Raw genomic sequence first — 26,169 nt, forward strand, 5'->3', positions numbered from 1 at the left:
TTACACCGCCGTATGCTGGCGAATCGCGCTGATGATGCTGTTGGTGTTCCACGCACATTCGGCATGTGCCGCGTCACGTACCACCGTGGAAATGCGCTCGGCACCGAACGGCTTGATCGCAATGATCACCTTGCCCATGCGCTTGGCGATTTCGATTTCCTTGTTGATCCACTTGCTGTAGGTGGAGTACATCCCGGCCATGATCAATACCGCCGAACACGGGCGAATCTTGTTTTCGATGGCCTCCTCAAGTTGTTTGTCGGTTTTCGCGCCGACAATCGGGTTGTCCGGTGGAACCGAAAAATTCTTGTACGTGAAACCAGGCTTGGCGTTGAGCAGGCGCACGAGATTGTCGTGGGCGTCGGAGTAGTTCCACGAGTGGCTGATGAACAGGTGGTAGGTTTGCATAGGTGTCCCTCGGAGTCGCTGGAGTGCGAAGAGGGCTAGAACTTAGGCGAATACAGGGCGGCTACAAGGGGATGGTGCGGAAAGAGAAATGCCCTACAAGCGAGCGTGCACAGGTCTTACAGAAAGGTCTGATGTTTAAGCGGGGGGAAGATCCAGCCGCCGGCCACCCCGCTGAGGGCAGGGTGGTCGGCACGTCTGTTTAGTAGCCGTTTTCCGGCAGACTGGCGATGATCGAGCGGTAGCTGTTCATCCGCTGTTGCTGCACGCGGCCGTCTTCAAGGGCCTTGAGCAGGGCGCAACCGGGTTCGCGGTCATGCTTGCAATCACGGAAACGGCAGGTGCCAAGCAGGTCGTTGAACTCGATGAAGCCGGCTTCGACGTCGGCACGGCTGACGTGGCCCAGGCCGAATTCGCGGATACCCGGGGAGTCGATCAACTCACCGCCACCGGGGAAGTGGAACAACCGCGCGGTAGTGGTGGTGTGGGTGCCCTGGCCGGACAGTTCGGACAACGGGCCGACGCGGGTTTCGACATCCGGCAGCAGGCTGTTGACCAGCGACGACTTGCCGACGCCGGACTGGCCGACGAATACGCTGATGCGTCCGTCCAGCTGTGTCTGCAATTGCTCCATGCCGTTGCCGTGGTGCGCCGACACTTCCAGCACCGGATAGCCCAGGGTGCGGTATACGGCGAGCAAGGCATTCAGTGCCGGAGCGTTGTTTTCGTCGATCAGGTCGAATTTGTTCAGCAGCAACAGTGGCTTGATGCCTGCATGCTCGGCCGCCACCAGGTAGCGGTCGATCAGGTTGGCATGGGGCTCGGGCAGCGGTGCAAACACGATGACGATCATGTCGACGTTGGCCGCAACCGGCTTGAGCTGACCACGGCTGTCCGGGCGACACAGCTCGGTGTTGCGCGGCAGTTGCGCCACGATCACGCCGATACCCTGGTTGCCGGCACGCCAGACCACCTGATCGCCGGTCACCAGCGCCGGCAGGTTGGCGCGCAGGTGGCAACGGAATACCTGGCCGGCCAGTTCGCCGTCGCGGGCCTCGACCTCGACCTGCACACCGAAGTGCGCGATCACCAGGCCGTGCTGTTCCGGGCCCAGATCGCCGCCCTCAAGTGCCTCGACGGCCGAGGACTCGCGTTTGGCGGCGCGGGCAGCGCGTTCGCCCTGAATCTTTTCGATGCGCCAGTTTTGACGACGATTGAGTTGGCGTTTGGCCATGGGTGTTCCGTATCAAGAATGCAGCGATTAGGTAAAACGGCCGCGAGTTTAGCACGCCCGGCCACCGGCCTAGGCTAAACTGCGCAGCATTGCCTAGGAGCCGACACATGCAAAACCCACAGAACCTGATCTGGATCGACCTGGAAATGACCGGTCTGAACCCGGACACCGACGTCATCATCGAAATGGCCACCATCGTCACCGACAGTGACCTGAACACCCTGGCCGAAGGCCCGGTGATCGCCATTCACCACAGCGACGAAATCCTTGCCGGCATGGACGAGTGGAACACCCGTCAGCATGGCGGTTCCGGGCTGACCCAGCGGGTTCGCGACAGCCGCATCAGCATGGCCGAAGCCGAAGCCGAAACCATCGCCTTCCTGGAGAAGTGGGTGCCGAAGGGCAAGTCGCCGATCTGCGGCAACAGCATCTGCCAGGATCGTCGCTTCCTTTATACCCACATGAAATCCCTGGAAAGCTTCTTCCACTACCGCAACCTCGACGTGTCGACCCTCAAAGAGCTGGCTGCGCGCTGGGCACCGGATGTGCGTGACAGCTTCAAGAAGGGCAGCACGCACCTGGCCCTGGACGACATCCGCGAATCGATCGCTGAGCTGCAGCACTACCGCAAGCATTTCATCAAATTCTGATTCACGGTCGTCCGTTCCGGCCCCATCGCGAGCAAGCTCGCTCCCACAGGTGCAACGCCGCCCCTGTGGGAGCGAGCTTGCTCGCGATGGCGTCAGTTCAGTCACCTTAGATGGTTGGAGCGAATCTCAGGCGCCCTCTTTTGGTGCCAGGGTGAACTGAGTAGACTGCGCGCCTTTCTGCAAGGACCGCCACTATGCTGCTGATGCTCTACCTGATCGCCATCACCGCCGAAGCCATGACTGGCGCCCTCTCTGCCGGCCGACGGGGCATGGACTGGTTTGGTGTGGTGCTGATCGCTTGCGTCACGGCGCTGGGTGGCGGGTCGGTGCGCGATGTGCTGCTCGGGCATTACCCTCTGACGTGGGTCAAACACCCGGAATATCTGGTGCTGACCACGGCAGCCGCGATGATCACAGTGTTTACGGCCCGCTGGATGCGGCATTTGCGCTCATTGTTCCTGGTGCTCGACGCCATGGGCCTGGTGGCGTTCACCCTGATCGGCTGCATCACCGCCCTGGAAATGGGCCATGGCATGTTGGTCGCCTCCGTTAGCGGCGTGATCACCGGCGTCTTCGGCGGCATCCTGCGGGACATTTTCTGCAACGATATTCCGCTGATCTTCCGGCGTGAGCTTTATGCCAGCGTTTCGTTCGCCGCGGCGTGGTGCTACATGCTCTGCATCTATCTGCAATTACCCGACGAACAATCGATTCTGATCACCTTGTTCGGCGGTTTTCTGCTGCGCTTGCTGGCGATCCGTTTTCATTGGGAAATGCCCAAGTTCGTCTATAACGACGAAGCCTGACGTTCGGCGTGTTGCCGCAACGCCCACGCGACATGTTCACGTACCAGTTCCGAAGGATGTTCCCGTCGCGCCTTCAGCGCCTCCAGCACGGGGATCGTTGAAGGCGCATTGCCCAGGCCTACCGCCAGGTTGCGCAACCAGTTTTCATAGCCCGTCCGGCGCAGCGGCGAGCCTTCGGTGCTGCTCAGGAATTTCTCTTCATCCCACATGAACAGTTCCGCCAGCCCGGCATTGTCCAGATTGTGCCGCGGCTTGAAGTCGCTTTCACCGGAGGGGCGGGCGAAGCGGTTCCACGGGCAGACAATCTGGCAGTCATCGCAACCGAACACCCGGTTGCCGATCAGTGGCCGCAGGTCTTCAGGGATCGCGCCTTTGAGTTCGATGGTCAGGTAGGAAATGCAGCGTCGGGCATCCAGCACATAGGGGCCGACGAAGGCGTTGGTCGGGCAGATGTCGAGGCAGGCACTGCAGCGCCCGCAGTGTTCGGTGGCATGGGGCGGGTCGACCGGCAGCGGCAGGTCGACGAACAGTTCGGCGAGAAAAAAGTAACTGCCGGCCTTGCGGTTCAAGACCAGGGTATTTTTGCCGATCCATCCAAGCCCCGCCTGTTCGGCGATGGCTTTTTCCAGCACCGGGGCACTGTCGACGAAGGCGCGGTAGCCAAACGGGCCGATCTGCGCCTGAATTTTTTCCGCCAGTTGTTGCACGCGTTTGCGGATCAGCTTGTGGTAATCGCGACCCAGGGCATAACGCGAGACGTAGGCTTTTTCCGGTTGGGCGAGCATTTTTGCCATCTGCGTGTCGCCGGACAAGTAATCCATGCGCAGGGACACCACGCGCAAAGTGCCCGGCACCAGCTCTTCGGGGTGCGAGCGTTTGCTGCCGTGGGCGCCCATGTAATCCATTTCGCCGTGGTAGCCGGCTTCGAGCCAGCGCTCCAGGTGCTGCTCATGCTCGGCCAGGTCGAGGCCGCTGATGCCGACTTGCTGAAAGCCCAGCTCGCGGCCCCAGTCCTTGATGGATTGGGCGAGGGCGGGCAGATCTGTGGTAATAGCGGGCATGAGACGAGAGAAACCGGGGCTGAGATGCGTATAATTCTGCCAGACATCGGAGCCCGAAGACGCATGCCGCACACTAAAGATGAATTACCCGACGCGCTGTATAGCGCCGCCCAGGTGCGAGCACTCGACGCGAGCCTGATCGCCGCCGGCACGGCGGGCTTCGAATTGATGCAGCGCGCGGCGCGGGCGACGTGGCGGGCGCTGGTGCGGCAGTGGCCGACAGCAAACGAGCTGAGCGTGCTGGCCGGACATGGCAACAACGCAGGCGACGGGTACCTGGTGGCCGTACTGGCCCAGCGTGCCGGTTGGTCGGTGCGGGTGCTGGCGGTGGGCGATCCGCAGCGCTTGCAGGGTGATGCGGCGTCGGCCCATGCCAAGGCGGTGTCTGAACAGGTGCTCATCGAGCCCTGGACGGCACAATCCGGATTGCGCGGCATTGTACTGGATGCTTTGCTTGGCACCGGTCTGAGCGGTGACGTGCGTGATCCCTATGTCAGCGCCATCGCCGCGATCAATGCCAGCGGACTGCCGGTAGTGGCGGTGGATATTCCGTCAGGGTTGTGCGCGGATACGGGCCGTTTCCTTGGTCATGCAGTGCATGCCGACCTGACGGTCACGTTCATTGGCTTGAAGGTGGGGTTGTTCACCGGTGATGCCGCGGATGTGACGGGTGAGTTGGTGTTCAACGATCTGCAGGCTGATCCGCAGTTGCTGAACGGTACTGCGTTCACGGCTCGGCGCTTGTGTATCGCTAACCTGCCGCGTCTGGTGTCCCGGGCACCGGCATCCCACAAAGGCAAGTTCGGCCATGTGCTGCTCATTGGCGGTGATCGCGGTTACGGTGGGGCAATTTTGCTGAGTGCACAAAGTGCTCTGCGCAGCGGTGCGGGCATGGTTTCGCTGTCCACCCGTCCGGAACATGTTTCGCCAGCGCTTTCTCGAATTCCGGAAGCCATGGTGCTGGGCACGTCGTCGGCCAATCAACTGATGGGGTTGCTTGAGAAGGTATCGGTGCTGGTGGTCGGGCCGGGCCTGGGTCAGGCAGGGTGGGGGCGCAGCCTGCTGTCGGCTGCGGCCAATGCGCCTTTGCCGCAAGTCTGGGATGCCGATGCCTTGAATCTGTTGGCGGGTGGACAGGTCGATCTGCCCAGGGGTTGCGTGATCACCCCGCATCCAGGAGAGGCTGCGCGACTGCTTGGGGTGAGCACTGCCGACGTTCAGTCTGACCGTCCCGCCGCAGCCCATGCATTGAGTAAAAAATATACAGCTGTCGTCGTCCTGAAAGGTGCCGGCAGCCTGATCGCCCATCCCGATGGACGTCTGGCGCTGTGTCATCAGGGGCACCCCGCCATGGCCACCGCCGGTTTGGGCGACGTGCTGGCCGGTTTGCTCGGCGCATTGCTGGCCCAGGGCATGGAGCCGTTCGACGCGGCCTGCCTGGCGGTCTGGCTGCACGCCAATGCCGGCGAGCAACAAGGAAAATTGGGCCGTGGGCTGGCGGCCAGTGATCTGATCCCAGCCATTCGTCAGTTGTTGGAGGAGCAAGCACCGTGTCTGAAGTAACCCTGTACCTGGCCGATGAACAGGCCATGAGCGACTTTGGCGCACGCATTGCCCGAATCACCCAAGGCCATGGCCTGATCTTCCTTGAGGGCAACCTGGGGATGGGCAAAACCACGTTGTCCCGAGGCATCATTCGCGGTCTGGGACATGTCGGGGCAGTCAAAAGCCCGACCTTCACCCTGGTCGAACCCTACGAGATCGGCGACATTCGCGCCTTCCATTTTGATTTGTACCGTCTGGTCGATCCGGAAGAGCTAGAGTTCCTCGGTATCCGCGACTACTTCGAAGACGATGCCCTGTGTCTGATCGAATGGCCCGATAAAGGTGCAGGCTTTTTGCCAAAGCCTGACCTGACCATTACCATTAGCCCGCAAGACAGCGGGCGTTCGCTGAAAATTTTATCCCAGGGCTCGCGTGGCAAGGCCTGGTGTGCCGCTTTGGCATTGGAATCCAAATAGATGATGGGGTTAGGTATGCGCTTTCGCGCGTTGGTGGCTGCCGTAGGGGTGTTGTTCTTGGCGGTGACCGTCGACGCTGTGGCCGATTCGAAGGTCAACAGTGTTCGTCTGTGGCGGGCACCGGACAACACGCGACTGGTGTTTGACCTGACCGGCCCGGTGCAACACAGCGTCTTTACCCTGACGGCTCCGGACCGCCTGGTCATCGACATCAATGGCGCGACCCTCGGTGCGCCACTCAACGTCAACACCTCGAACACCCCGATTACCGCCATGCGCTCGGCCCAGCGCACGCCGACGGACCTGCGGGTGGTCATCGACCTGAAAAAGGCCGTGACGCCGAAAAGCTTCTCCCTGGCGCCGAACGCTCAGTACGGTAACCGATTGGTGGTCGACCTGTTCGATAACGCCGCCGACGCCGCGCCACCGCCTGCGCCGACACCGTCGGTCGCCACGGTGCCTGCCGTGCCGGTCACGCCTGCGGAACCGGCGATCAAGCTGCCACCGGCTCCGGCCGGCAAACGCGACATCATTGTGGTGATCGACGCCGGTCACGGTGGCGAAGATCCGGGGGCTTCCGGCTCCCGAGGCCAGCGCGAGAAAGACGTGGTGCTGCAGATTGCCCGCGAAACCCAACGCCAGGTCAACGGCATGAAAGGCTTCCGTGCCGAACTGACCCGTACCGGTGACTACTTCATTCCGTTGCGCGGCCGTACCGAAATCGCCCGCAAGAAAGGCGCCGACCTGTTCGTCTCAATCCACGCCGACGCCGCGCCTTCTGCCGCCGCTTTCGGTGCCTCGGTATTTGCCCTGTCCGATCGCGGCGCAACTTCCGAGACCGCCCGTTGGCTGGCCGACAGCGAAAACCGCTCCGACCTGATCGGTGGTGCCGGCAACGTCAGCCTCGATGACAAAGACCGCATGCTCGCCGGCGTGCTGCTCGACTTGTCGATGACGGCATCCCTGACCTCCAGTCTGAACGTTGGCCAGAAAGTCTTGAGCAACATCGGTCGGGTCACGCCACTGCACAAGCAGCGGGTTGAGCAGGCCGGGTTCATGGTACTGAAGTCGCCGGATATTCCGTCGATCCTGGTGGAAACCGGGTTCATCTCCAACGCCAACGAAGCCTCGAAGCTTGCAGCATCGAGCCACCAGCAGGCGCTGGCGCGTTCGATCAGCAGCGGCGTGCGCCAGTTCTTCCAGCAGAACCCGCCGCCAGGCACTTACATTGCCTGGCTGCGTGATTCCGGAAAAATCGCCCAAGGTCCACGTGACCATCGGGTAAACCCTGGCGAGACGCTGGCGATGATCGCCGTTCGTTATCAGGTTACGCCGGCCACCCTGCGCAGCGCCAACAACCTGTCGAGCGATGAACTCAAGGTTGGTCAACACTTGACCATTCCGGGCACTGAACTGGCGGCCAAAGAATGAATCAGGTTGTGAACAACAGCGCTCGCATCGAGCTGCTCAGCCCGCGGCTGGCGAACCAGATTGCCGCGGGTGAGGTGGTCGAGCGCCCGGCTTCGGTGATCAAGGAACTGCTGGAAAACAGCCTCGACTCCGGCGCCAAACGCATCGACGTCGATGTGGAGCAGGGCGGCGTCAAGCTGCTGCGGGTGCGCGACGATGGCAGTGGCATTTCCGCCGATGACCTGCCGTTGGCCCTGGCCCGTCACGCCACCAGCAAGATCCGCAACCTGGAAGACCTCGAGCAGGTCATGAGCCTGGGGTTTCGCGGCGAGGCCCTGGCATCGATCAGCTCCGTCGCGCGCCTGACCTTGACCTCCCGCACCCGCGACGCCGATCAGGCGTGGCAGGTCGAGACCGAGGGCCGTGACATGGCGCCCCGTGTGCAACCTGCGGCCCACCCGGTGGGCACTTCGGTTGAAGTGCGCGACCTGTTCTTCAACACGCCGGCGCGGCGCAAGTTTCTCAAGACCGAAAAAACCGAATTCGATCACCTGCAAGAAGTGATCAGGCGCTTGGCCCTGGCGCGCTTCGATGTGGCGTTCCATCTGCGCCATAACGGCAAGACCATCCTCAGCCTGCACGAGGCCCATGATGATGCGGCCCGTGCCCGGCGCGTGGCGGCGATCTGCGGGCCGGGTTTCCTGGAGCAGGCACTGCCGATCGAAATCGAGCGCAACGGCCTGCATCTATGGGGCTGGGTCGGCCTGCCGACCTTCAACCGCAGCCAGGCCGACTTGCAGTATTTCTTCGTCAATGGCCGTGCCGTGCGCGACAAACTGGTGGCCCACGCGGTACGCCAGGCCTATCGCGACGTGCTGTTCAATGGTCGGCACCCGACCTTCGTGCTGTTTTTCGAAGTCGATCCGACCGGCGTCGATGTCAACGTGCACCCGACCAAGCACGAAGTGCGCTTCCGTGAAGGGCGCATGGTCCACGATTTCCTCTACGGCACCTTGCACCGCGCCTTGGGCGATGTGCGCCCCGACGATCAACTGGCGGCGCCGGTTGCCACGGCCATCGTCCGGCCTACCGGCCTCGAAGCCGGTGAATTCGGACCCCAGGGCGAAATGCGCCTGGCCGCCAATGCGCTGCTGGAACAGCCTCAGGCTCAGCCGTCGTTCAATGCGCCGGCGGGTTCGGGGGCTGGCGCGGGTTATCAATATCAATACACACCGCGACCGCAGTCCGGTGCACCTGTCGCCGAAGCGCAGGCCGCCTATCGCGAGTTTTTTGCACCGCTGCCCGAGGCCAATGCCGTCGCGCTGCCGGCCGGGCAGGACGACATCCCTCCGCTCGGTTATGCGCTGGCACAACTCAAGGGCATCTACATTCTTTCGGAAAACGCTCAGGGCCTGGTGCTGGTGGACATGCACGCCGCCCACGAGCGGATCATGTATGAGCGTCTGAAGGTGGCGATGGCCAGTGAGGGCCTGAGCGGCCAGCCGTTGCTGGTGCCGGAGTCCCTGGCCGTCAGTCAGCGTGAAGCCGATTGCGCCGAGGAGCATGTCGCCTGGTTCCAGCGCCTGGGTTTTGAATTGCAGCGTCTGGGCCCGGAAACCCTGGTGATACGGCAGATTCCGGCACTGCTCAAGCAGGCCGAAGCCAACCGGCTGGTCGCTGACGTCCTGGCTGATCTGATGGAGTTCGGCACCAGCGACCGCATTCAGGCGCACCTGAACGAATTGCTCGGGACCATGGCCTGCCACGGCGCGGTTCGTGCGAATCGGCGGTTGGCCCTGCCGGAAATGAACGGTCTTCTGCGTGACATGGAAAACACCGAGCGCAGTGGTCAATGCAACCATGGCCGACCGACCTGGACCCAACTGGGCCTGGACGATCTGGACAAACTGTTCTTGCGCGGTCGTTGATGAGCCAGTTCCCACCTGCGATTTTCCTGATGGGCCCGACCGCCGCCGGCAAGACCGACCTGGCCATCGAGCTCACCAAGGTCCTGCCTTGCGAGTTGATCAGTGTCGATTCGGCGCTGGTCTACCGTGGCATGGACATTGGCACCGCCAAGCCTTCCAAAGAGCTGCTGGCGCAATTTCCGCATCGTCTGATCGATATTCTCGACCCGGCCGAGAGCTATTCGGCTGCGGATTTCCGCCGTGACGCCCTGGAAGCCATGGCCGATATCACCGCACGGGGAAAAATTCCGCTGCTGGTGGGCGGCACCATGCTCTATTACAAGGCTTTGGTTGAAGGTCTGGCAGATATGCCGGCCGCCGATCCCGAGGTCCGTGCGCAAATCGAAGAAGAGGCTGCGCGCCTTGGCTGGCAAGCCTTGCACGAACAATTGGCGGTGATCGATCCGGAGTCCGCGGCGCGAATACATCCGAACGATCCCCAGCGATTGAGTCGAGCGCTGGAAGTTTATCGTGTCAGCGGTCAAAGCATGACCGCCCTGCGTTTGCAACAATCTGCGCAAAGTACTGAAGCAGCCGCTTCGGGACTGCAACAATTGCCCTATACTGTCGCGAACTTGGCCATTGCTCCGGCAAATCGCCAGGTACTGCACGAGCGAATTAAACAAAGATTCACTTTAATGTTGGAACAGGGATTCATTGACGAGGTCGTAGCCCTGCGTAATAGAGGAGACCTGCATACCGGGTTGCCGTCTATACGTGCAGTAGGCTATCGCCAAGTCTGGGACTACCTGGATGGCAAGCTGACGTCAGCCGAGATGCAGGAGCGTGGGATCATTGCCACGCGCCAATTGGCGAAACGCCAGTTCACCTGGCTGCGCAGTTGGACTGATCTGCATTGGCTGGACAGTCTGGATTGCGACAATCTGCCGCGCGCCTTGAAATACCTTGGGACCATCTCCATATTGAGCTGAGTCCTTGCAATTGCCGTCTATCCTTGGGGGTGTGACGGCCAAAGCCATCTGATTACCTATTTTTTATATTGAATCCTTAAAGGAGTGCGGCACATGTCAAAAGGGCATTCGCTACAAGACCCTTACTTGAATACTTTACGTAAAGAGAAAGTTGGGGTGTCCATCTACCTGGTCAACGGTATCAAGCTGCAAGGCACGATCGAGTCTTTCGACCAGTTCGTTATCCTGCTGAAAAACACCGTCAGCCAGATGGTCTACAAACACGCCATCTCTACAGTGGTGCCGGTTCGTCCAATTCGTCTGCCTAGCGCAACCGAATCCGATGCAGGTGATGCTGAGCCAGGTAACGCCTGATAGGAGTCTCCTTTGTTCTTTGAGCGCCACGGTGGTGGTGAACGAGCCATTCTCGTTCACTTGGATGGTCAGGACCCTGAGGCGCGCGAAGATCCGCAGGAGTTTCAGGAGTTGGCAATTTCGGCTGGCGCCGAGACCGTCGCGTTCTTCAACGTGCCGCGTCATCGGCCAACCGCCAAAACCCTGATCAGCAGCGGCAAGGTCGAAGAGTTGCGCGACCTGGTCCAGGCCGAACAGGTCGATCTGGTGATTTTCAATCACATCCTCACGCCCAGTCAGGAACGTAACCTCGAACGTATTTTCGAGTGTCGCGTGATCGACCGCACGGGTTTGATTCTCGATATTTTCGCCCAACGCGCCCGCACCCATGAAGGCAAGCTCCAGGTCGAACTGGCCCAGCTTGAGCACATGAGTACGCGGCTGGTTCGCGGCTGGACTCACCTTGAACGGCAGAAAGGCGGTATCGGCCTGCGCGGTCCGGGTGAAACCCAGCTGGAAACCGACCGGCGCCTGTTGCGGGTTCGCCTGCGGCAGATCAAGGGGCGCCTGGAAAAGGTCCGCAGCCAGCGTGAGCAATCGCGCCGTGGCCGCAAACGGGCTGACATTCCGACGGTTTCGCTGGTGGGTTATACCAACGCCGGCAAATCGACGCTGTTCAACTCGGTGACCGACTCCGACGTCTTTGCGGCTGACCAGTTGTTCGCCACCCTCGACCCGACCTTGCGCCGGCTCGAGCTCGATGACCTCGGCCCGATCGTGCTGGCTGACACCGTGGGCTTCATTCGTCACTTGCCGCACAAGCTGGTCGAGGCATTTCGGGCTACGCTCGAAGAGTCGAGCAACTCCGATCTGTTGCTGCACGTGATCGACTCCCATGAGCCTGAGCGCATGGCCCAGATTGAACAGGTCATGGTGGTGCTCGGAGAGATCGGGGCTCAAGACTTGCCGATCCTGGAGGTCTATAACAAACTCGATTTGCTCGAGGGCGTGGAGCCGCAGATCCAGCGCGATGCCGATGGCAAACCGCAGCGGGTCTGGCTTTCGGCGAAAGATGGCACAGGTCTTGATCTGCTCAAGCAGGCCGTGGCCGAGTTGCTTGGCGATGAATTGTTTGTTGGCACCTTGCGCTTGCCGAACCGATTTGCTCGACTGCGTGCGCAGTTTTTCGAACTCGGTGCGGTACAAAAGGAAGAACACGATGACGAAGGCATCAGCTTGCTGGCCGTTCGTTTGCCACGGGCCGAATTGAATCGGCTGGTGAGTCGCGAAGGTTTGCAACCGATGGAGTTCATCGAGCAACACACTTTGCAATAAAAGCCTGAGAAAGCGGTTGTGCCGTGGTGACAGGCATTCTGTAGCATTGGTCGGCGCGCCGTGGGTGCGTCTTTGCTTTATCAGATGGAGAGCGCTATGGCTTGGAATGAGCCGGGTGGCAACTCGAATAATCAGGATCCTTGGGGTGGCAAGCGTCGTAACAACGGCGACCGCAAGGGGCCACCGGATCTCGACGAGGCCTTCCGAAAGCTGCAGGAAAGCCTGAACGGTTTGTTCGGTGGTGGTAAGAAACGTGGTGGCGACGACGGCGGTGGTCCGGGCAAGAGTGGCGGCTTTGGCGGCCTGCTCGGCATCGGTCTGGTCGTGTTGGCGGCCGTTTGGCTGTACAGCGCGGTCTATGTCGTCGACGAGCAGGAGCAAGCTGTGGTGCTGCGCTTCGGCAAGTACTACGAGACCGTGGGTCCGGGCCTGAACATCTACTTCCCGCCGATCGACAAGAAGTACATGGAGAACGTCACGCGTGAGCGTGCCTACACCAAGCAGGGCCAGATGCTGACCGAAGACGAGAACATCGTCGAAGTGCCGCTGACCGTGCAGTACAAGATCAGCAACCTGCAGGATTTCGTGCTGAGCGTCGATCAGCCGGAAATCAGCCTGCAGCACGCGACCGACAGCGCCTTGCGCCATGTGGTGGGTTCCACCGCGATGGACCAGGTACTGACCGAAGGTCGTGAGTTGATGGCCAGCGAGATCAAGGAGCGTCTGCAACGCTTCATGGACACGTATCGCACCGGTATCACCGTCACCCAGGTCAACGTTCAGAGCGCAGCGGCACCGCGCGAAGTCCAGGAAGCCTTCGATGACGTGATCCGTGCCCGGGAAGACGAGCAGCGTTCGCGCAACCAGGCCGAAACCTATGCCAACGGCGTCGTGCCGGAAGCTCGTGGTCAGGCCCAGCGCATCCTTGAGGATGCCAATGGTTACCGTGACGAGACCGTCTCGCGCGCCAAGGGTGAGGCCGATCGCTTCACCAAGCTGGTCGCCGAGTACCGCAAGGCCCCTGAAGTCACCCGCCAGCGTCTGTATCTGGACACCATGCAGGAAGTCTTCACCAACACCAGCAAGGTTCTCGTGACCGGCAACAAGAACGGCCAGAACAACCTGTTGTACCTGCCTCTGGACAAGATGGTCGAAAGTGGTCGCAGCACCAGCACCCAGGTGAGCAGTGCGGCAGCCACCAGCAATGAAGCGAATGCGCGTGCGGCAGCTGATCTGCAGCAACAGCCAGCACGTACCAGGGAGAGTCGCTGATGAGCAATAAATCGCTGATCGCCCTTATTGTCGGCGTCGTCGTGGCGATCGCTGCCTGGAACTGCTTCTACATCGTGGCTCAGACCGAGCGTGCGGTGTTGCTGCAGTTCGGTCGCGTGGTCCAGGCCGATGTTCAGCCAGGCCTGCACGTGAAAGTGCCCTACGTCAACCAGGTGCGCAAATTCGACGCACGCCTGATGACGCTGGATGCACCGACACAACGCTTCCTGACGCTGGAAAAGAAAGCCGTGATGGTCGATGCCTTCGCCAAGTGGCGCGTGAAGGACGCGGAGCGTTACTACACCGCGACTTCCGGCCTCAAGCAGATCGCCGACGAGCGTCTTTCCCGTCGTCTGGAATCGGGCCTGCGTGACCAGTTCGGTAAGCGCACCCTGCACGAAGTTGTGTCGGGTGAGCGTGATGCGCTGATGGCGGATATCACGGCATCGCTGAACAAGATGGCCGAGAAAGAGCTGGGCATCGAAGTGGTCGATGTTCGGGTCAAGACCATCGACCTGCCGAAAGAAGTGAACCGCAGTGTGTTCGAGCGTATGAGCACCGAGCGTGAGCGTGAAGCTCGCGAGCACCGCGCCAAGGGTAACGAACTGGCCGAAGGCATCCGTGCCGACGCCGATCGTCAACGCCGCGTGCTGCTGGCTGAAGCCTATCGTGAATCCGAAGAGGTTCGCGGTGATGGCGATGCCCAGGCTGCTGCGATCTACTCCAAGGCCTACGGTCAGGATCAGGAGTTCTACGCGTTCTACCGTAGCCTGCGCGCCTACCGTGAAAGCTTCGCGAACAAATCCGACGTCATGGTCCTCGACCCAAGCAGCGACTTCTTCCATTACCTGGAAAAAGCCAAGCCTTGATACGGCGTTGACCTGAATTATCCCCCGCCGGGCGGCTAAAACCTCTGGCGGGGTGATCCTTTGGGAAAACGTGTGTATGATGCGGCAGCCGGGAAATTCCCGGCTTTTTTGCGTCTGCATGTTTGATTGCTGTGTTCAAGCAGATGCCGGGCCGATTGGCTCGACAGTTTTTCGAGGAAAGTGGTTGGCGAAGCCGGTAGAAGGGCTTTTCGCTCCGTCGCTCATGCGCGTGGTTTGTGCGCAAGCCGACCATTTTCTGCTTCACTCAAGGCTCGCCGACAGGCTGGTCGCCCGGAGATAGGGGAAGGCGTAATGGCAACGGTAGACCGCTGGCTTCTGCCAGATGGCATCGAAGAAGTACTGCCACCGGAAGCTGCGCGTATTGAAGTCGCGCGTCGTCAGGTGTTGGATCTGTTCCAGAGCTGGGGTTACGAGTTTGTCGTGACTCCCCATATCGAGTACCTGGAATCCCTGCTGACCGGCGCGGGCCAGGACCTGGATCTGCGCACCTTCAAGGTCATCGACCCGCAATCGGGCCGTCAGATGGGTTTCCGCGCCGACATCACGCCGCAAGTGGCGCGCATCGATGCGCACACCCTGCGTCGTGAAGGCCCAAGCCGCCTGTGCTATGCCGGTAGTGTCCTGCACGCTCAGCCTCGCGCCCTGTCGTCCTCGCGCAGCCCGATTCAACTGGGTGCCGAGTTGTACGGCGACGGCAGTCCGAGCAGCGACGTCGAAGTCATCAGCCTGATGCTGGCCATGCTGCAACTGGCCGATGTGCCGGATGTGCACATGGACCTCGGTCATGTTGGCATCTATCGCGGCCTGGCCCGTGCGGCCGGGTTGTCCGGTGAAGTCGAGCAGCAGTTGTTCGATGCCTTGCAACGTAAGGCCATCGACGAGGTCATTACCTTGACCGAAGGCTTGCCTGCCGATCTGTCGGGCATGCTGCGGGCGTTGGTCGACCTGTGTGGCGGTCGTGAAGTGCTGGCTGCGGCCCGCGAGCGTTTGGCCAAGGCGCCGGCCCCTGTTCTGGCAGCGCTGGACGACTTGCTGGCGATTGCCGAGCGGCTGTCCGTGCGTTTCCCTGAGCTGCCGCTGTATTTCGACCTGGGCGAGCTGCGTGGCTACCACTACCACACCGGTGTGGTGTTCGCTGTGTTCGTACCGGGTGTTGGCCAGTCCATTGCCCAGGGCGGTCGTTACGACGACATCGGCGCCGACTTCGGTCGCGCCCGTCCGGCGACCGGCTTCTCCACCGATTTGAAAACCCTGGTGACCCTGGGGCGTGCTGAGATCGAGCTACCGTCTGGCGGTATCTGGATGCCTGACAGTACGGATGCGGCACTCTGGCAGCAGGTTTGCCAGTTGCGCAGTGAGGGTCAGCGTGTCGTTCAGGCATTGCCTGGACAACCTTTGGCCGCCGCCCGTGAAGCGGACTGCGACCGGCAATTGATTCAGCAGAACGGGCTTTGGCAAGTATCGCCACTGGCTTCTTGAGTTTTCCTGCCGGCTGCCGCCGGCACCAAGTTTGCGCGAATGAGGACAAGTGTTATGGGTAAGAATGTCGTAGTCCTGGGCACCCAATGGGGTGATGAGGGCAAAGGCAAGATCGTTGATCTGCTGACCGAACATGCTGCCGCCGTAGTGCGCTACCAGGGTGGCCACAACGCTGGCCACACCCTGGTGATCGACGGTGAGAAGACCGTCTTGCACCTGATTCCGTCGGGCGTGCTGCGCGAAGGCGTGCAGTGCCTGATCGGCAACGGCGTGGTGGTTGCACCCGACGCTCTGCTGCGGGAAATCACCAAGCTGGAAGAGAAAGGCGTACCGGTGCGCGAGCGCCTGCGTATCAGCCCATCCTGCCCGCTGATCCTGTCCTTCCACGTTGCGCTGGACCAGGCCCGTGAAAAGGCCCGTGGCGAGCTGAAGATCGGTACTACCGGTCGTGGCATCGGCCCGGCATACGAAGACAAGGTTGCACGTCGTGGCCTGCGTGTTGGCGACCTGCTCAACATGCCGCGCTTTGAAGACAAGTTGCGTGAACTGGTGGATTACCACAACTTCATGCTGGTTGGTTACTACAAAGAGCCAGCCATCGACTTCGACAAGACCCTGGCCGAGTGCAAAGACTACGCTGAGCTGCTCAAGCCGCTGATGCTGGACGTGACTGCCGAGCTGCACGACCTGCGTCGTGCTGGCAAAGACATCATGTTTGAAGGCGCCCAAGGTTCGTTGCTGGACATCGACCACGGTACCTACCCGTACGTGACCAGTTCCAACACCACCGCTGGCGGCGTTGCTACCGGTTCGGGTGTCGGCCCTATGTTCCTGGACTACATCCTGGGCATCACCAAGGCTTACACCACCCGTGTAGGTTCGGGTCCATTCCCGACGGAGCTGTTCGACGAAGTCGGCGCGCACCTGGCTAAACAAGGTCACGAGTTCGGCGCGACTACCGGCCGTGCCCGTCGTTGTGGCTGGTTCGACGCCGTTATCCTGCGTCGCGCTATCGATGTGAACAGCATCTCGGGCATCTGCCTGACCAAGCTGGACGTACTCGACGGTCTGGAAACCATCAACATCTGCGTCGGCTACAAAGATGCAGAAGGCAAGGCCGTTGCCCCGACTGATGCTGACAGCTACGTGGGCCTGCAGCCTGTGTACGAAGAAGTGCCGGGCTGGACCGAATCGACCGTGGGTGCCAAAACCCTGGAAGAGCTGCCAGCTAACGCCCGTGCTTACATCAAGCGCGTTGAAGAGCTGATCGGCGCGCCGATCGACATTATTTCGACGGGCCCGGACCGCAACGAAACCATCGTCCTGCGCCATCCGTTTGCTTGATAAGTCGTTGATGTAAAACACAAAGGCCCCTTAATTGGGGCCTTTGTCGTTTATGCCTGCTGGACGGCATGACCTTTGCTATTAGCTTTGCCTAAAACGTCACTTTTGGCGTGCCATCAATTTAATGGCGCTTTTGCAGAGGGATATCAAGTGTCGGCCGTTCTCTCATTGTTACAGAGCCGTTTGTTGCGGCCCGTGTTCGTTACCCTTGGTATCGCCCTTTTGGTGCAGGTACTGGTAGCTGTCGCTCTGACCCGGAGCACGGTGACCGCGCTGGAAGCCGATCTGGGCCTGCGCCTGGGCGCGGACAGTCAAAAGCTTTCCGCTGAGCTTGAGCAGGCGGGACGCGAAGTCACGTCGAGCCTCGACAGTCTCTCTACCAGTACGCGTCAGCGCCTGACCGCCGGTTTGTCCTCGCGTCTTGAGCAGGAGCAGGCGCAATTGCGTTCGGCCCTGGAAAAGGACCTGAAGGACTCCGCCAGCGACATGGCACAGCTTCTGGCTTCCGTCGCGCCTCGCGCCATGTGGGACAACGACATTCCGACACTTTCCGAGTTCGCCCGCCGGGCCCAGCGCAATCCCAATGTGCTGTTCGTGGTGTATGACGACGCCACCGGCCAGCACCTGACGCGCTACCTCAATCGGGAAAATCCGATCAACAAGGCACTGCTGGAAAAAGGCCAGGGCGAGCGTGCGCTGGACAAGGTGCTGGATGCGGCGAAGAACGATCCTTCGGTGTTCTACATCGAGGCCCCGATCAATCCTAACGGCGTAGAAATCGGCAAGGTCCTGATGGGGGTCTCGACGGCTTCCGTGGAGACTGATCTGGCGGCCCTCGACAAGCGCTTCTCGGCGTTGATCGCCAGCAGCGATCAACTGGTGGGCGACAGCCTCAAGGGTGCGGCTGCTGACAGCGCAACGGCCATGCGCTCGCGTCTGCAGTCGGCGCAGTCCACGGCGGCGGAAATGAAGGCCAATACCACCAGCACCGTGCAGGAGGCTGCTACGACATTGCGCTGGCGCATCGGCGTGTGTCTGGCGGTGGTGGGCTTCGGTGTCCTGCTGTTGTTGGCGGTGGTGCTCGGTCGCCGAGTGGTCAATCGCCTGAAAATGCTGATCGTTGCCATGGATGACCTGGCGGCGGGCGAGGGTGATCTGACCAAGCGTGTGCAGATCAACAGCAAGGATGAAATCGGCGACATGGCCTCGGCGGTCAATCGCTTTGTGGATAAGTTGCAGCCGATCGTGCGTGAGGCGGGGGATGTCGCCCAGCGTACCGGCGTGGAGATCGGCGCCATGACCTTGCGCAACGCCGGTGCGGACGCGGCGGCTGGCATGCAGCGCGACGAGGTGGCGGAGAGTTTGCGCGCCTTGTCGCAAATGGCTGATGAGGCGCAGTCGGAAAGCCATGCCATGCAGGCGGCGCTGAAGCAGGTGGTGGACATTCGTCAGGCCACCGATGAAAACACCCGGACCTCGGCGAAAGTCGGCAGCCTGATCGAGGAGCTGGCGGGTCAGGTCAACACTGGCGCGCAAGTGATCGAACGCCTGGCGCAGCAAAGTGAGCAGATTGAAGTGGTGCTGACGGTGATTCACGGCATCGCCGAACAAACCAACCTGCTGGCGCTGAACGCAGCGATTGAGGCGGCGCGTGCCGGCGAGACCGGGCGCGGGTTTGCCGTGGTGGCCGATGAGGTGCGGGCGCTGGCGAGCAAGACGCAAAGCTCCACCGGCGATATTCAGGCGCACATCGTGGCCTTGCAGCAAGGTGCGCGTGAGGCGGTGGCGGCGATTGGTCAGGCCGGGCGCCAGGCCAGTGAGGGTTTACTGGTGCTGCGTGACAGTGCGCGGTTGCAGCAGTCGGTGCAGGCATCCGTCGAGCAGGTCCATGCGGCGATCGGTTTGGCTACCCAGGCTGCAGCGCATCAGGCGCAGGGCGCGCAGGCAGTTCGGGGGCGGGTGCAGACCATTCATGCCCAGGCCGAGAAAGCGGCGCAAGCTGTCGTGGAGACTACGGCGAGCGGCAAGGTGCTCGATGGTCTGGCGGCGCAGTTGAAGGCGAGCCTGGGGCAGTTCAGGGCTTAATACTGTTTCAGGGATGGCCTCATCGCGAGCACGCTCGCTCCCACATTTGATCCGGGGTGTTCACAAACTTTGTGTCCACCATCGAAACCTGTGGGAGCGAGCTTGCTCGCGATGACGGTCTTAGCGACTCAGATACATCCGGGTCGTCAGCAAATAGACCGGCAACCCCGACACCAATATCAACAACGCCGCATAAGGCGCCGCCGCCGCAAACTCCACATTCGCGGTATGCGCCCAGACTTCCGTCGCCAGCGTATTGAGCCCGGTGGGGCTCAGCAGCAAGGTCGCCGTCAGCTCCTTCATTGCATCCAGGAACACCAGGGCAAAAGCCGCCCCCAGCGCCGGGAAAATAATCGGCAGTGTCACTCGGCAGAAGGCACTGAATGACGAGGCTCCCAGCGTGCGCGCCGCCTCCTCAAGCTGCGGTGCCGCCTTGTTCAGGGCGGTGCGGATCGGCGCCTGGGCCAGCGGCAGAAACAGCAGGGCATAGGCGATCAGCAGCAATGCCGAAGTCTGGTAAAGCATCGGCACGTAGTGCAGGGCGAAATACACCAGGGTCAGGGCAATGACCAGGCCCGGCAGCGCATGCAGCAGATAGGGCAGGCGCTCGGCCCAGATCGCCAGTTGGCCTTTGTAGCGCACGACCAGCAGGCCGACCGGCACCGCCAGCACCAGGCACAGAGCGGCACCACCCAGCGACAGAGCGAGGGACGACAGCAATGCTTCGCCGATTGCCACTACGGGAAAGGCTGCCGATGTTCCTACCGACAACCAGTAGACCAGCATCCCCAGCGGAATCCCGCTGCCAATGATTGCCAGCAACAGGCAATAAAGCTGTCCCGCCACAGCCCAGGGTCCCAGTTGAACCTGTTCCGCGCGTCGCGCCGCACCCTGTCCGGTACGCACGTGTCGGCCCTTGCCGCGCACGCGCAGCTCCAGCCACAGCAGCGCCAGGCACAACATCAGCAGTACGGCGGAGAGCATCGCCGCGTTGGCATTGCTGAACTCCAGCTCGAATTGCTGATAGATCGCCGTGGTGAAGGTTTGCAGGCCGATGATCGACAAGGCGCCGAACTCCACCAGCATGTGCAGGGCAATCAGCAACGAACCCGCCAGCAGCGAAGGCCAGAGCAGGGGCAGGGTGACGCGAAAGAACACGCCCCAGCGATTTTGCCCCAATGTGCGAGCCGACTCTTCCAGGGACGGATCGAGATTGCGCAAGGTTGCCGCCACGGGCAGAAAGATCAACGGATACTTGGACAGGCTCATCACCAGGATCGCCCCGCCGAGCCCTTCGAAATGAGCGCTGAGGGAAACCCATGTGAAGCTGCTGACAAAGGCCGGTACGGCAAACGGCAGGCAGAGAATCACGCCCCACAATCGTCGCCCCGGCAGATTGCTGCGCTCGAGCAGCCAGGCCAGCGACAAGCCGATCACCCCGCAAACAATGGTGACGCCAATCATCAGTGCGAGTGTGTTGCGCAGCAAGCCGAACACATAAGGTCGCCATAGCAAATGCAGTGCTTCTGCCCAGCCTGCTTGCCAGGCTTTGAGTCCGACATAGGCCAGCGGCAGGAGGCTGAGGACGACCAACAGCAAGACCGGCAACACCAACCCTATGGGAGGACGCTTGCGGCGGGGCACGTTGTTACTGCGCAGGCTGGTGGCAGATAGCGATGCGCTCATCAGTTCAAGCCAACGTCACGTTCCAGGTCCAGGGCTTCTTCGGCATTGCCGAGGTCGGCTGGCGTGACTTTCGGCGCTTGCAACTCGCTGAATGGCTTGAGTCCGCGATCAGACTCCATGCCTTTGTGCAGCGGGTATTCGGCGGTGGTCTGGGTGATCACGCGCTGGCCTTCCTCGCTGGCCATGTAGGCGAGCAACTGCTGTGCTTCCTTGGGGTGTTTGCTGGATTTGAGCACCGCAGCACTGGAAACCGTGATCAGTCCGCCGACATCGCCACCGCTGAAGTAATGCAGTTTCGAGTCGAGCTGGCCTTTTTCACGCTGCAGGGCGAACCAGTAGTAATTGTTGACGAGTACGGTGGCGACTTCGCCATTTTCTACCGCTTTCAATGCAACCATGTTGTTGCTGTAGGTCTTGCCGAATGCTCGCAGACCGGTCAGCCACTCTTCGGCTGCGTCCATGCCGTGCACCTTGATGATCGCGACCGCTTGCTCCTGGAAGGCGCCGCTGGTGGGTACGAAGCCGACCTTGCCTTGCCATTTCGGGTCGGAAAATTCCATCACCGAGGTCGGCAAGTCTTTTTCATCGATCAGCTTGGGGTTGAACGCAACGACGCGCACCCGGGCGGTCACGCCAATCCAGGTGCCGTTGCCGGCGACGTATTCCTTGGGCAGAACGGCCAGTGTGGCGTCATCAGTCTTGGCCAGCAGGCCTTGTTCGCCGAGTTTGTTCAGGGGTGGCGATTCTTCGGTGTAGATCACGTCGGCGGGGGAGCGATCGCCTTCTTCGACGATCTGGCTGGCGAGCTGGTTGCTGCTGCCTTTGCGCACATTGACGTGGATCCCGGTCTTGGCTTCGAAGGCTTTGGCGACCGCATCGCCGACTTCTTTGTGCTGGCCGTTGTAGAGGGTCAGGGCAACCGGATCGGCGGCTTGGGTGAGGGGAGTGGCGAGTGCCAGGCCGAGGAGGGTGGTGATCAGGCCGCGGCGCAGGGTATTTCGAAACATCATTCGCAGGGTTCCTCACTGTCACATTGCAAAAACTTGTAACAATGATAAACGATATTGTTTCTCAAATGCGCCGATAAATCCTGTAGGAGCGAGCTTGCTCGCGATGGGCGTGAACGAAAACGAGGGGTGTCTGGAGAAATGCGTTGCCTGTGCATCCATCGCGAGCAAGCTCGCTCCTACAAGGGAGAGGGGATGTTTTCAAATGCCAGAAACGCAAAAACCCGCTTTCGCGGGTTTTTGTGAAATCCAAGGTCGTAACCTTGAATTTGAATTGGTGCCCAGAAGAAGACTCGAACTTCCACGACCGTAAGGTCACCAGCACCTGAAGCTGGCGTGTCTACCAATTTCACCATCTGGGCATTCATCTTCAGCGTTGCCGCTGTTGATGTGGCGCACTATACGGAGAGCGTTTTGATCTGTAAACCCCTGATTTTAAAATTAATAAATCAGTGGTCAAAAATGCAAAAACCCGCTTTCGCGGGTTTTTGTGTGAGCCTTGAAATTGAACTAATCTCAAGCTCGAAATTGGTGCCCAGAAGAAGACTCGAACTTCCACGACCTTGCGGTCACCAGCACCTGAAGCTGGCGTGTCTACCAATTTCACCATCTGGGCAGTATCGGCAACGTTGTCCGTCGTCGATGGCGCGCACTATACGGAGCGTCTTTTTAACTGTAAACCCCCGGCCACAAAAAAACCTGAAAAAATTCACCAGCGGTCTGCAATTCAGCTTTGATGTGTCGATACAGGGCTTTAGATGGGTCGTCTTAGCTTGAAATTTCCCGTTTCATTACGCCTATGCCAAACTAACCCGCATATAGACAAGGTGAAAACTCTCTAATGGCCGATTGGCAGTCCCTCGATCCCGAGGCCGCTCGTGAAGCGGAAAAATATGAAAACCCTATTCCTAGCCGCGAACTGATCCTTCAGCACCTTGCTGATCGAGGTTCGCCTGCTAACCGCGAGCAACTGGTCGAAGAGTTTGGTCTGACCACAGAAGACCAGATCGAAGCCCTGCGCCGCCGTCTGCGCGCCATGGAGCGCGATGCTCAACTCATCTATACCCGTCGCGGCACTTATGCACCGGTGGACAAGCTTGACCTGATCCTGGGTCGCATCAGCGGTCACCGCGACGGCTTCGGCTTCCTGGTGCCGGACGACGGCAGTGACGACCTGTTCATGAGCCCGGCGCAGATGCGTCTGGTGTTCGATGGTGACCGTGCCCTGGCCCGGGTGTCCGGCCTGGACCGTCGTGGTCGCCGCGAAGGCATGATCGTCGAAGTGGTGTCCCGCGCTCACGAAACCATCGTCGGCCGCTACTTCGAAGAGGGTGGCATCGGTTTCGTGGTTGCGGACAATCCGAAGATCCAGCAGGAAGTGCTGGTGACGCCGGGTCGTAACGCCAACGCGCAGATCGGTCAGTTCGTCGAAGTGAAGATCACTCACTGGCCGACGCCACGCTTCCAGCCGCAAGGCGACGTGGTTGAGGTCGTGGGCAACTACATGGCGCCGGGCATGGAAATCGATGTTGCCCTGCGTACCTACGACATTCCTCACGTCTGGCCTGACGCCGTGCTCAAGGAAGCCGGCAAGCTCAAGCCGGAAGTCGAAGAGAAAGACAAAGAGAAGCGCATCGACCTGCGCCATCTGCCGTTCGTCACCATCGACGGCGAAGATGCCCGCGACTTCGACGATGCGGTCTATTGCGAAGCCCGTCCGGGCAAGCTGCGCCTGTTCTCGGGCGGCTGGAAGCTGTACGTGGCGATTGCCGACGTATCCAGCTACGTGAAACTCGGTTCGGCGCTGGATGCCGAAGCGCAGGTTCGCGGCAACTCGGTGTACTTCCCTGAGCGCGTGATTCCGATGCTGCCTGAGCAGCTGTCCAACGGATTGTGCTCGCTGAACCCGCAAGTCGATCGCCTGGCCATGGTTTGCGAGATGACCATCTCCAAGTCCGGTGAAATGACCGACTACTGCTTCTACGAAGCGGTGATTCACTCCCATGCGCGCCTGACCTACAACAAGGTCAGCGCGATGCTGGAAACGCCGAAAGCCACCGAAGGGCGCAAGCTGCGCGGTGAATACACCGACGTGGTGCCGCACCTCAAGCAGCTGTACTCGCTGTACAAGGTGTTGCTGGCGGCCCGTCACGTACGTGGCGCGATCGATTTCGAAACCCAGGAAACCCGGATCATCTTCGGTTCCGAGCGCAAGATCGCCGAAATTCGTCCAACCGTGCGCAACGATGCGCACAAGCTGATCGAGGAGTGCATGCTGGCGGCCAACGTGGCCACCGCCGAATTCCTGAAGAAGCACGAAATTCCGGCGCTGTATCGCGTTCACGATGGCCCGCCACCGGAGCGCCTGGAAAAGCTGCGCGCGTTCCTCGGCGAGCTCGGCCTGTCCCTGCACAAAGGCAAGGACGGTCCGTCGCCGAAGGATTACCAGGCACTGCTGGCCGGCATCAAGGATCGTCCGGATTTCCACCTGATCCAGACTGTCATGCTGCGTTCGTTGAGCCAGGCGGTGTACAGCGCCGATAACCAGGGCCACTTCGGCCTGAATTACGAGGCGTACACCCACTTCACTTCGCCGATCCGCCGCTACCCGGACTTGCTCACGCACCGGGCGATTCGCAGCGTGATCCATTCGAAGCAGAACACCCCGCACGTTCGCCGTGCCGGTGCGATGACCATTCCGAAAGCGCGCATCTATCCGTACGACGAGGCGGCCCTGGAGCAACTCGGCGAGCAGTGCTCGATGAGCGAGCGCCGTGCCGACGAAGCGACCCGCGACGTAGTGAACTGGCTCAAGTGCGAGTTCATGAAAGATCGCGTTGGCGAGTCGTTCCCGGGTGTGATCACCGCCGTGACCGGTTTTGGTCTGTTTGTCGAACTGACCGATATCTACGTCGAAGGCCTGGTGCACGTCACCGCGCTGCCGGGCGATTACTACCACTTCGATCCTGTGCACCACCGCCTGGCCGGTGAGCGTACCGGTCGCAGCTTCCGCTTGGGCGATACCGTGGAAGTGCGCGTCATGCGCGTCGACCTCGACGAACGCAAGATCGACTTCGAGATGGCCGAGAAAACCATCAGCGCGCCGATCGGCCGCAAGAAGCGTGGTGCCGAAAGCACGGCGCCCGCTGCGAAAGTCGAAGCAGAACCGGCCCCGGCGAAAACCGGTCGTCGTCCTGCCAAGGAAAAGGCTGTAGAGGCCTATCGCCCGAGCGATGCAGCGGCGAAAAACGCCGAAGTGCGCAAAAGTCGTGAAATGAAGCAGGCGTTGCTCGCCGGTGCGAAAAGCGGCGGTAAAGCGGCGTCTGGGGGAAAGACCAGTCGGTCGACGCCTGACAAGGCCGTCGGCGGCAAGCCAGCCAAACCGAGCAAACATCGTAAAGGCCCGCCAAAAGCGGGCTCGACTCCAGCCAAGAGTGGCGGGGCGCGTAAACCTAAGGCCAAGCCATGAGTCAGTTGGAAAAGATCTACGGCGTACATGCTGTAGAAGCGTTGTTGCGTCACCACCCGAAACGCGTCAAGCAGATCTGGTTGGCCGAAGGTCGCAATGACCCTCGGGTCCAGACGCTGATTGAGTTGGCCAACGAAAACCGGGTCCAGGTCGGCCAGGCCGAGCGCCGTGAAATGGACGCCTGGGTTGAAGGCGTGCACCAGGGTGTGGTCGCGGACGTGAGTCCGAGCCAGGTCTGGGGTGAAGCGATGCTCGACGAGCTGCTCGATCGCACCGACGGCGCACCGTTGTTGCTGGTGCTCGACGGCGTGACCGATCCGCACAACCTCGGCGCGTGCCTGCGTTCGGCCGATGCGGCGGGCGCGCTGGCAGTGATCGTGCCGAAGGACAAGTCAGCGACCCTGACTCCGGTTGTACGAAAAATCGCCTGCGGTGCGGCGGAAGTGATTCCGCTGGTTGCCGTGACCAACCTGGCGCGCACCCTGGAAAAGCTCCAGCAGCGCGGCTTGTGGGTTGTCGGCACGGCCGGTGAAGCTGAGGTCAGCCTGTATGACCAGGATCTGACCGGCCCGACCATCCTGATCATGGGTGCCGAAGGCAAGGGCATGCGTCGCCTGACTCGAGAGCATTGCGACTACCTGGTCAACCTGCCGATGGCCGGTAGCGTCAGCAGTCTCAACGTTTCCGTGGCGACGGGTGTCTGCCTGTTCGAAGCGCAGCGTCAGCGCAGTGTCAAAGCCAAGGCTGCTGCCAAGAAGTCCTAAGCTCGACGCAATCAAAATG

Annotated in this window: 21 protein-coding genes and 2 tRNA genes; 16 read left to right on the forward strand and 7 right to left on the reverse strand. The window is 60.8% G+C overall.

Annotated features, from left to right (window positions below; translation table 11 throughout):
- Together ABIE16_RS21375 and rsgA are read right to left on the reverse strand one after the other, a co-directional pair.
- Positions 1–408, reverse strand: coding sequence for a TIR domain-containing protein (locus ABIE16_RS21375; RefSeq protein WP_057712249.1), 408 nt, complete (start codon positions 406–408; stop codon positions 1–3).
- Positions 409–607: 199 nt separating this feature from the next.
- Positions 608–1,639: a small ribosomal subunit biogenesis GTPase RsgA gene (gene rsgA, locus ABIE16_RS21380; protein WP_007978809.1), complete on the reverse strand. Its 1,032-nt coding sequence runs from the start codon at positions 1,637–1,639 to the stop codon at positions 608–610.
- A 107-nt stretch (positions 1,640–1,746) separates the two neighbouring features.
- On the opposite strand from rsgA, the gene orn reads away from it, so the two are divergent.
- Both orn and ABIE16_RS21390 read left to right on the forward strand, forming a co-directional pair.
- The gene (gene orn, locus ABIE16_RS21385; RefSeq protein ID WP_008035288.1) at positions 1,747–2,289 is read left to right on the forward strand and encodes an oligoribonuclease; all 543 of its coding nucleotides are present in this window, start codon (positions 1,747–1,749) and stop codon (positions 2,287–2,289) included.
- A 194-nt stretch (positions 2,290–2,483) separates the two neighbouring features.
- Complete coding sequence (locus ABIE16_RS21390) at positions 2,484–3,095, forward strand: trimeric intracellular cation channel family protein (protein WP_090452809.1); 612 nt, start codon at positions 2,484–2,486, stop codon at positions 3,093–3,095.
- On the opposite strand, the gene queG is transcribed toward ABIE16_RS21390, so the two are convergent.
- Positions 3,077–4,156, reverse strand: coding sequence for a tRNA epoxyqueuosine(34) reductase QueG (gene queG / locus ABIE16_RS21395; protein ID WP_057712246.1), 1,080 nt, complete (start codon positions 4,154–4,156; stop codon positions 3,077–3,079). The genes ABIE16_RS21390 and queG overlap by 19 nt on opposite strands.
- Before the next feature lie 63 nt (positions 4,157–4,219).
- Here queG and ABIE16_RS21400 point away from each other — a divergent pair, with 63 nt between their 5' ends.
- From ABIE16_RS21400 to ABIE16_RS21455, 12 genes are all read left to right on the forward strand, one after another.
- Positions 4,220–5,719 (forward strand): NAD(P)H-hydrate dehydratase, encoded by a 1,500-nt coding sequence (locus ABIE16_RS21400; protein WP_429521879.1) that lies wholly within the window; start codon positions 4,220–4,222, stop codon positions 5,717–5,719.
- Positions 5,707–6,177 (forward strand): tRNA (adenosine(37)-N6)-threonylcarbamoyltransferase complex ATPase subunit type 1 TsaE, encoded by a 471-nt coding sequence (gene tsaE, locus ABIE16_RS21405; protein WP_095964695.1) that lies wholly within the window; start codon positions 5,707–5,709, stop codon positions 6,175–6,177. Before ABIE16_RS21400 ends, tsaE begins: the two co-directional genes overlap by 13 nt.
- Entirely contained in the window at positions 6,178–7,608 is a 1,431-nt protein-coding gene (locus ABIE16_RS21410) for an N-acetylmuramoyl-L-alanine amidase (RefSeq protein WP_057712244.1), read from the forward strand. It begins immediately after the preceding gene.
- The gene (mutL, locus tag ABIE16_RS21415) at positions 7,605–9,515 is read left to right on the forward strand and encodes a DNA mismatch repair endonuclease MutL (protein ID WP_429521880.1); all 1,911 of its coding nucleotides are present in this window, start codon (positions 7,605–7,607) and stop codon (positions 9,513–9,515) included. Before ABIE16_RS21410 ends, mutL begins: the two co-directional genes overlap by 4 nt.
- Positions 9,515–10,486: a tRNA (adenosine(37)-N6)-dimethylallyltransferase MiaA gene (gene miaA / locus ABIE16_RS21420; RefSeq protein ID WP_057712242.1), complete on the forward strand. Its 972-nt coding sequence runs from the start codon at positions 9,515–9,517 to the stop codon at positions 10,484–10,486. The genes mutL and miaA overlap by 1 nt, the downstream gene beginning before the upstream one ends.
- Before the next feature lie 93 nt (positions 10,487–10,579).
- Complete coding sequence (gene hfq, locus ABIE16_RS21425; RefSeq protein WP_003221112.1) at positions 10,580–10,840, forward strand: RNA chaperone Hfq; 261 nt, start codon at positions 10,580–10,582, stop codon at positions 10,838–10,840.
- Positions 10,841–10,852: 12 nt separating this feature from the next.
- The gene (hflX, locus tag ABIE16_RS21430) at positions 10,853–12,154 is read left to right on the forward strand and encodes a ribosome rescue GTPase HflX (protein ID WP_057712241.1); all 1,302 of its coding nucleotides are present in this window, start codon (positions 10,853–10,855) and stop codon (positions 12,152–12,154) included.
- 96 nt (positions 12,155–12,250) lie between these two features.
- Positions 12,251–13,426, forward strand: a complete 1,176-nt coding sequence (gene hflK, locus ABIE16_RS21435) for an FtsH protease activity modulator HflK (RefSeq protein ID WP_057712240.1) — start codon at positions 12,251–12,253, stop codon at positions 13,424–13,426.
- On the forward strand, positions 13,426–14,295 hold the full coding sequence (gene hflC / locus ABIE16_RS21440; protein WP_007995015.1) for a protease modulator HflC: 870 nt from the start codon (positions 13,426–13,428) through the stop codon (positions 14,293–14,295). The genes hflK and hflC overlap by 1 nt, the downstream gene beginning before the upstream one ends.
- A gap of 312 nt (positions 14,296–14,607) precedes the next feature.
- Positions 14,608–15,795 (forward strand): ATP phosphoribosyltransferase regulatory subunit, encoded by a 1,188-nt coding sequence (locus tag ABIE16_RS21445; protein WP_007973265.1) that lies wholly within the window; start codon positions 14,608–14,610, stop codon positions 15,793–15,795.
- Positions 15,796–15,849: 54 nt separating this feature from the next.
- Positions 15,850–17,139, forward strand: a complete 1,290-nt coding sequence (locus tag ABIE16_RS21450; protein ID WP_057712238.1) for an adenylosuccinate synthase — start codon at positions 15,850–15,852, stop codon at positions 17,137–17,139.
- A 150-nt stretch (positions 17,140–17,289) separates the two neighbouring features.
- The gene (locus tag ABIE16_RS21455; protein ID WP_150811890.1) at positions 17,290–19,224 is read left to right on the forward strand and encodes a methyl-accepting chemotaxis protein; all 1,935 of its coding nucleotides are present in this window, start codon (positions 17,290–17,292) and stop codon (positions 19,222–19,224) included.
- A 120-nt stretch (positions 19,225–19,344) separates the two neighbouring features.
- Here the strand turns inward: ABIE16_RS21455 and ABIE16_RS21460 are convergent, their stop codons facing one another.
- The 4 genes from ABIE16_RS21460 to ABIE16_RS21475 all read right to left on the reverse strand — a co-directional run bounded on the left by ABIE16_RS21460 (position 19,345) and on the right by ABIE16_RS21475 (position 22,533).
- Positions 19,345–20,910, reverse strand: a complete 1,566-nt coding sequence (locus ABIE16_RS21460) for an ABC transporter permease (protein ID WP_429521881.1) — start codon at positions 20,908–20,910, stop codon at positions 19,345–19,347.
- Positions 20,910–21,920 carry an extracellular solute-binding protein gene (locus tag ABIE16_RS21465; RefSeq protein WP_090452819.1) on the reverse strand — a complete coding sequence of 337 codons (1,011 nt, stop codon included), beginning with the start codon at positions 21,918–21,920 and terminating at the stop codon, positions 20,910–20,912. The genes ABIE16_RS21460 and ABIE16_RS21465 overlap by 1 nt, the downstream gene beginning before the upstream one ends.
- 272 nt (positions 21,921–22,192) lie before the next feature.
- Positions 22,193–22,279: transfer RNA gene (locus tag ABIE16_RS21470), tRNA-Leu, on the reverse strand.
- Between the two features lie 167 nt (positions 22,280–22,446).
- Positions 22,447–22,533 (reverse strand) — tRNA-Leu (locus tag ABIE16_RS21475).
- A 225-nt stretch (positions 22,534–22,758) separates the two neighbouring features.
- Here ABIE16_RS21475 and rnr point away from each other — a divergent pair.
- Both rnr and rlmB read left to right on the forward strand, forming a co-directional pair.
- A complete protein-coding gene (gene rnr / locus ABIE16_RS21480; protein WP_429521882.1) occupies positions 22,759–25,386 on the forward strand; it encodes a ribonuclease R in 2,628 nt (875 codons plus the stop codon).
- A complete protein-coding gene (gene rlmB, locus ABIE16_RS21485) occupies positions 25,383–26,150 on the forward strand; it encodes a 23S rRNA (guanosine(2251)-2'-O)-methyltransferase RlmB (protein WP_007973273.1) in 768 nt (255 codons plus the stop codon). The genes rnr and rlmB overlap by 4 nt, the downstream gene beginning before the upstream one ends.
- Positions 26,151–26,169: the final 19 nt, after the last annotated feature.

Source organism: Pseudomonas sp. 2725 (assembly GCF_050434585.1).
Classification (GTDB): Bacteria; Pseudomonadota; Gammaproteobacteria; order Pseudomonadales; family Pseudomonadaceae; genus Aquipseudomonas; species Aquipseudomonas jessenii.

Excerpts from the sequence above, each read along its gene's own strand:
- ABIE16_RS21375 (WP_057712249.1), bottom strand. The coding sequence starts at position 408 with ATGCAAACCTACCACCTGTTCATCAGCCACTCGTGGAACTACTCCGAC.
- rsgA (WP_007978809.1), bottom strand. The coding sequence starts at position 1,639 with ATGGCCAAACGCCAACTCAATCGTCGTCAAAACTGGCGCATCGAAAAG.
- orn (WP_008035288.1), top strand. The coding sequence starts at position 1,747 with ATGCAAAACCCACAGAACCTGATCTGGATCGACCTGGAAATGACCGGT.
- ABIE16_RS21390 (WP_090452809.1), top strand. The coding sequence starts at position 2,484 with ATGCTGCTGATGCTCTACCTGATCGCCATCACCGCCGAAGCCATGACT.
- queG (WP_057712246.1), bottom strand. The coding sequence starts at position 4,156 with ATGCCCGCTATTACCACAGATCTGCCCGCCCTCGCCCAATCCATCAAG.
- ABIE16_RS21400 (WP_429521879.1), top strand. The coding sequence starts at position 4,220 with ATGCCGCACACTAAAGATGAATTACCCGACGCGCTGTATAGCGCCGCC.
- ABIE16_RS21410 (WP_057712244.1), top strand. The coding sequence starts at position 6,178 with ATGATGGGGTTAGGTATGCGCTTTCGCGCGTTGGTGGCTGCCGTAGGG.
- mutL (WP_429521880.1), top strand. The coding sequence starts at position 7,605 with ATGAATCAGGTTGTGAACAACAGCGCTCGCATCGAGCTGCTCAGCCCG.
- miaA (WP_057712242.1), top strand. The coding sequence starts at position 9,515 with ATGAGCCAGTTCCCACCTGCGATTTTCCTGATGGGCCCGACCGCCGCC.
- hfq (WP_003221112.1), top strand. The coding sequence starts at position 10,580 with ATGTCAAAAGGGCATTCGCTACAAGACCCTTACTTGAATACTTTACGT.
- hflK (WP_057712240.1), top strand. The coding sequence starts at position 12,251 with ATGGCTTGGAATGAGCCGGGTGGCAACTCGAATAATCAGGATCCTTGG.
- hflC (WP_007995015.1), top strand. The coding sequence starts at position 13,426 with ATGAGCAATAAATCGCTGATCGCCCTTATTGTCGGCGTCGTCGTGGCG.
- ABIE16_RS21445 (WP_007973265.1), top strand. The coding sequence starts at position 14,608 with ATGGCAACGGTAGACCGCTGGCTTCTGCCAGATGGCATCGAAGAAGTA.
- ABIE16_RS21450 (WP_057712238.1), top strand. The coding sequence starts at position 15,850 with ATGGGTAAGAATGTCGTAGTCCTGGGCACCCAATGGGGTGATGAGGGC.
- ABIE16_RS21460 (WP_429521881.1), bottom strand. The coding sequence starts at position 20,910 with ATGAGCGCATCGCTATCTGCCACCAGCCTGCGCAGTAACAACGTGCCC.
- ABIE16_RS21465 (WP_090452819.1), bottom strand. The coding sequence starts at position 21,920 with ATGATGTTTCGAAATACCCTGCGCCGCGGCCTGATCACCACCCTCCTC.
- rnr (WP_429521882.1), top strand. The coding sequence starts at position 22,759 with ATGGCCGATTGGCAGTCCCTCGATCCCGAGGCCGCTCGTGAAGCGGAA.
- rlmB (WP_007973273.1), top strand. The coding sequence starts at position 25,383 with ATGAGTCAGTTGGAAAAGATCTACGGCGTACATGCTGTAGAAGCGTTG.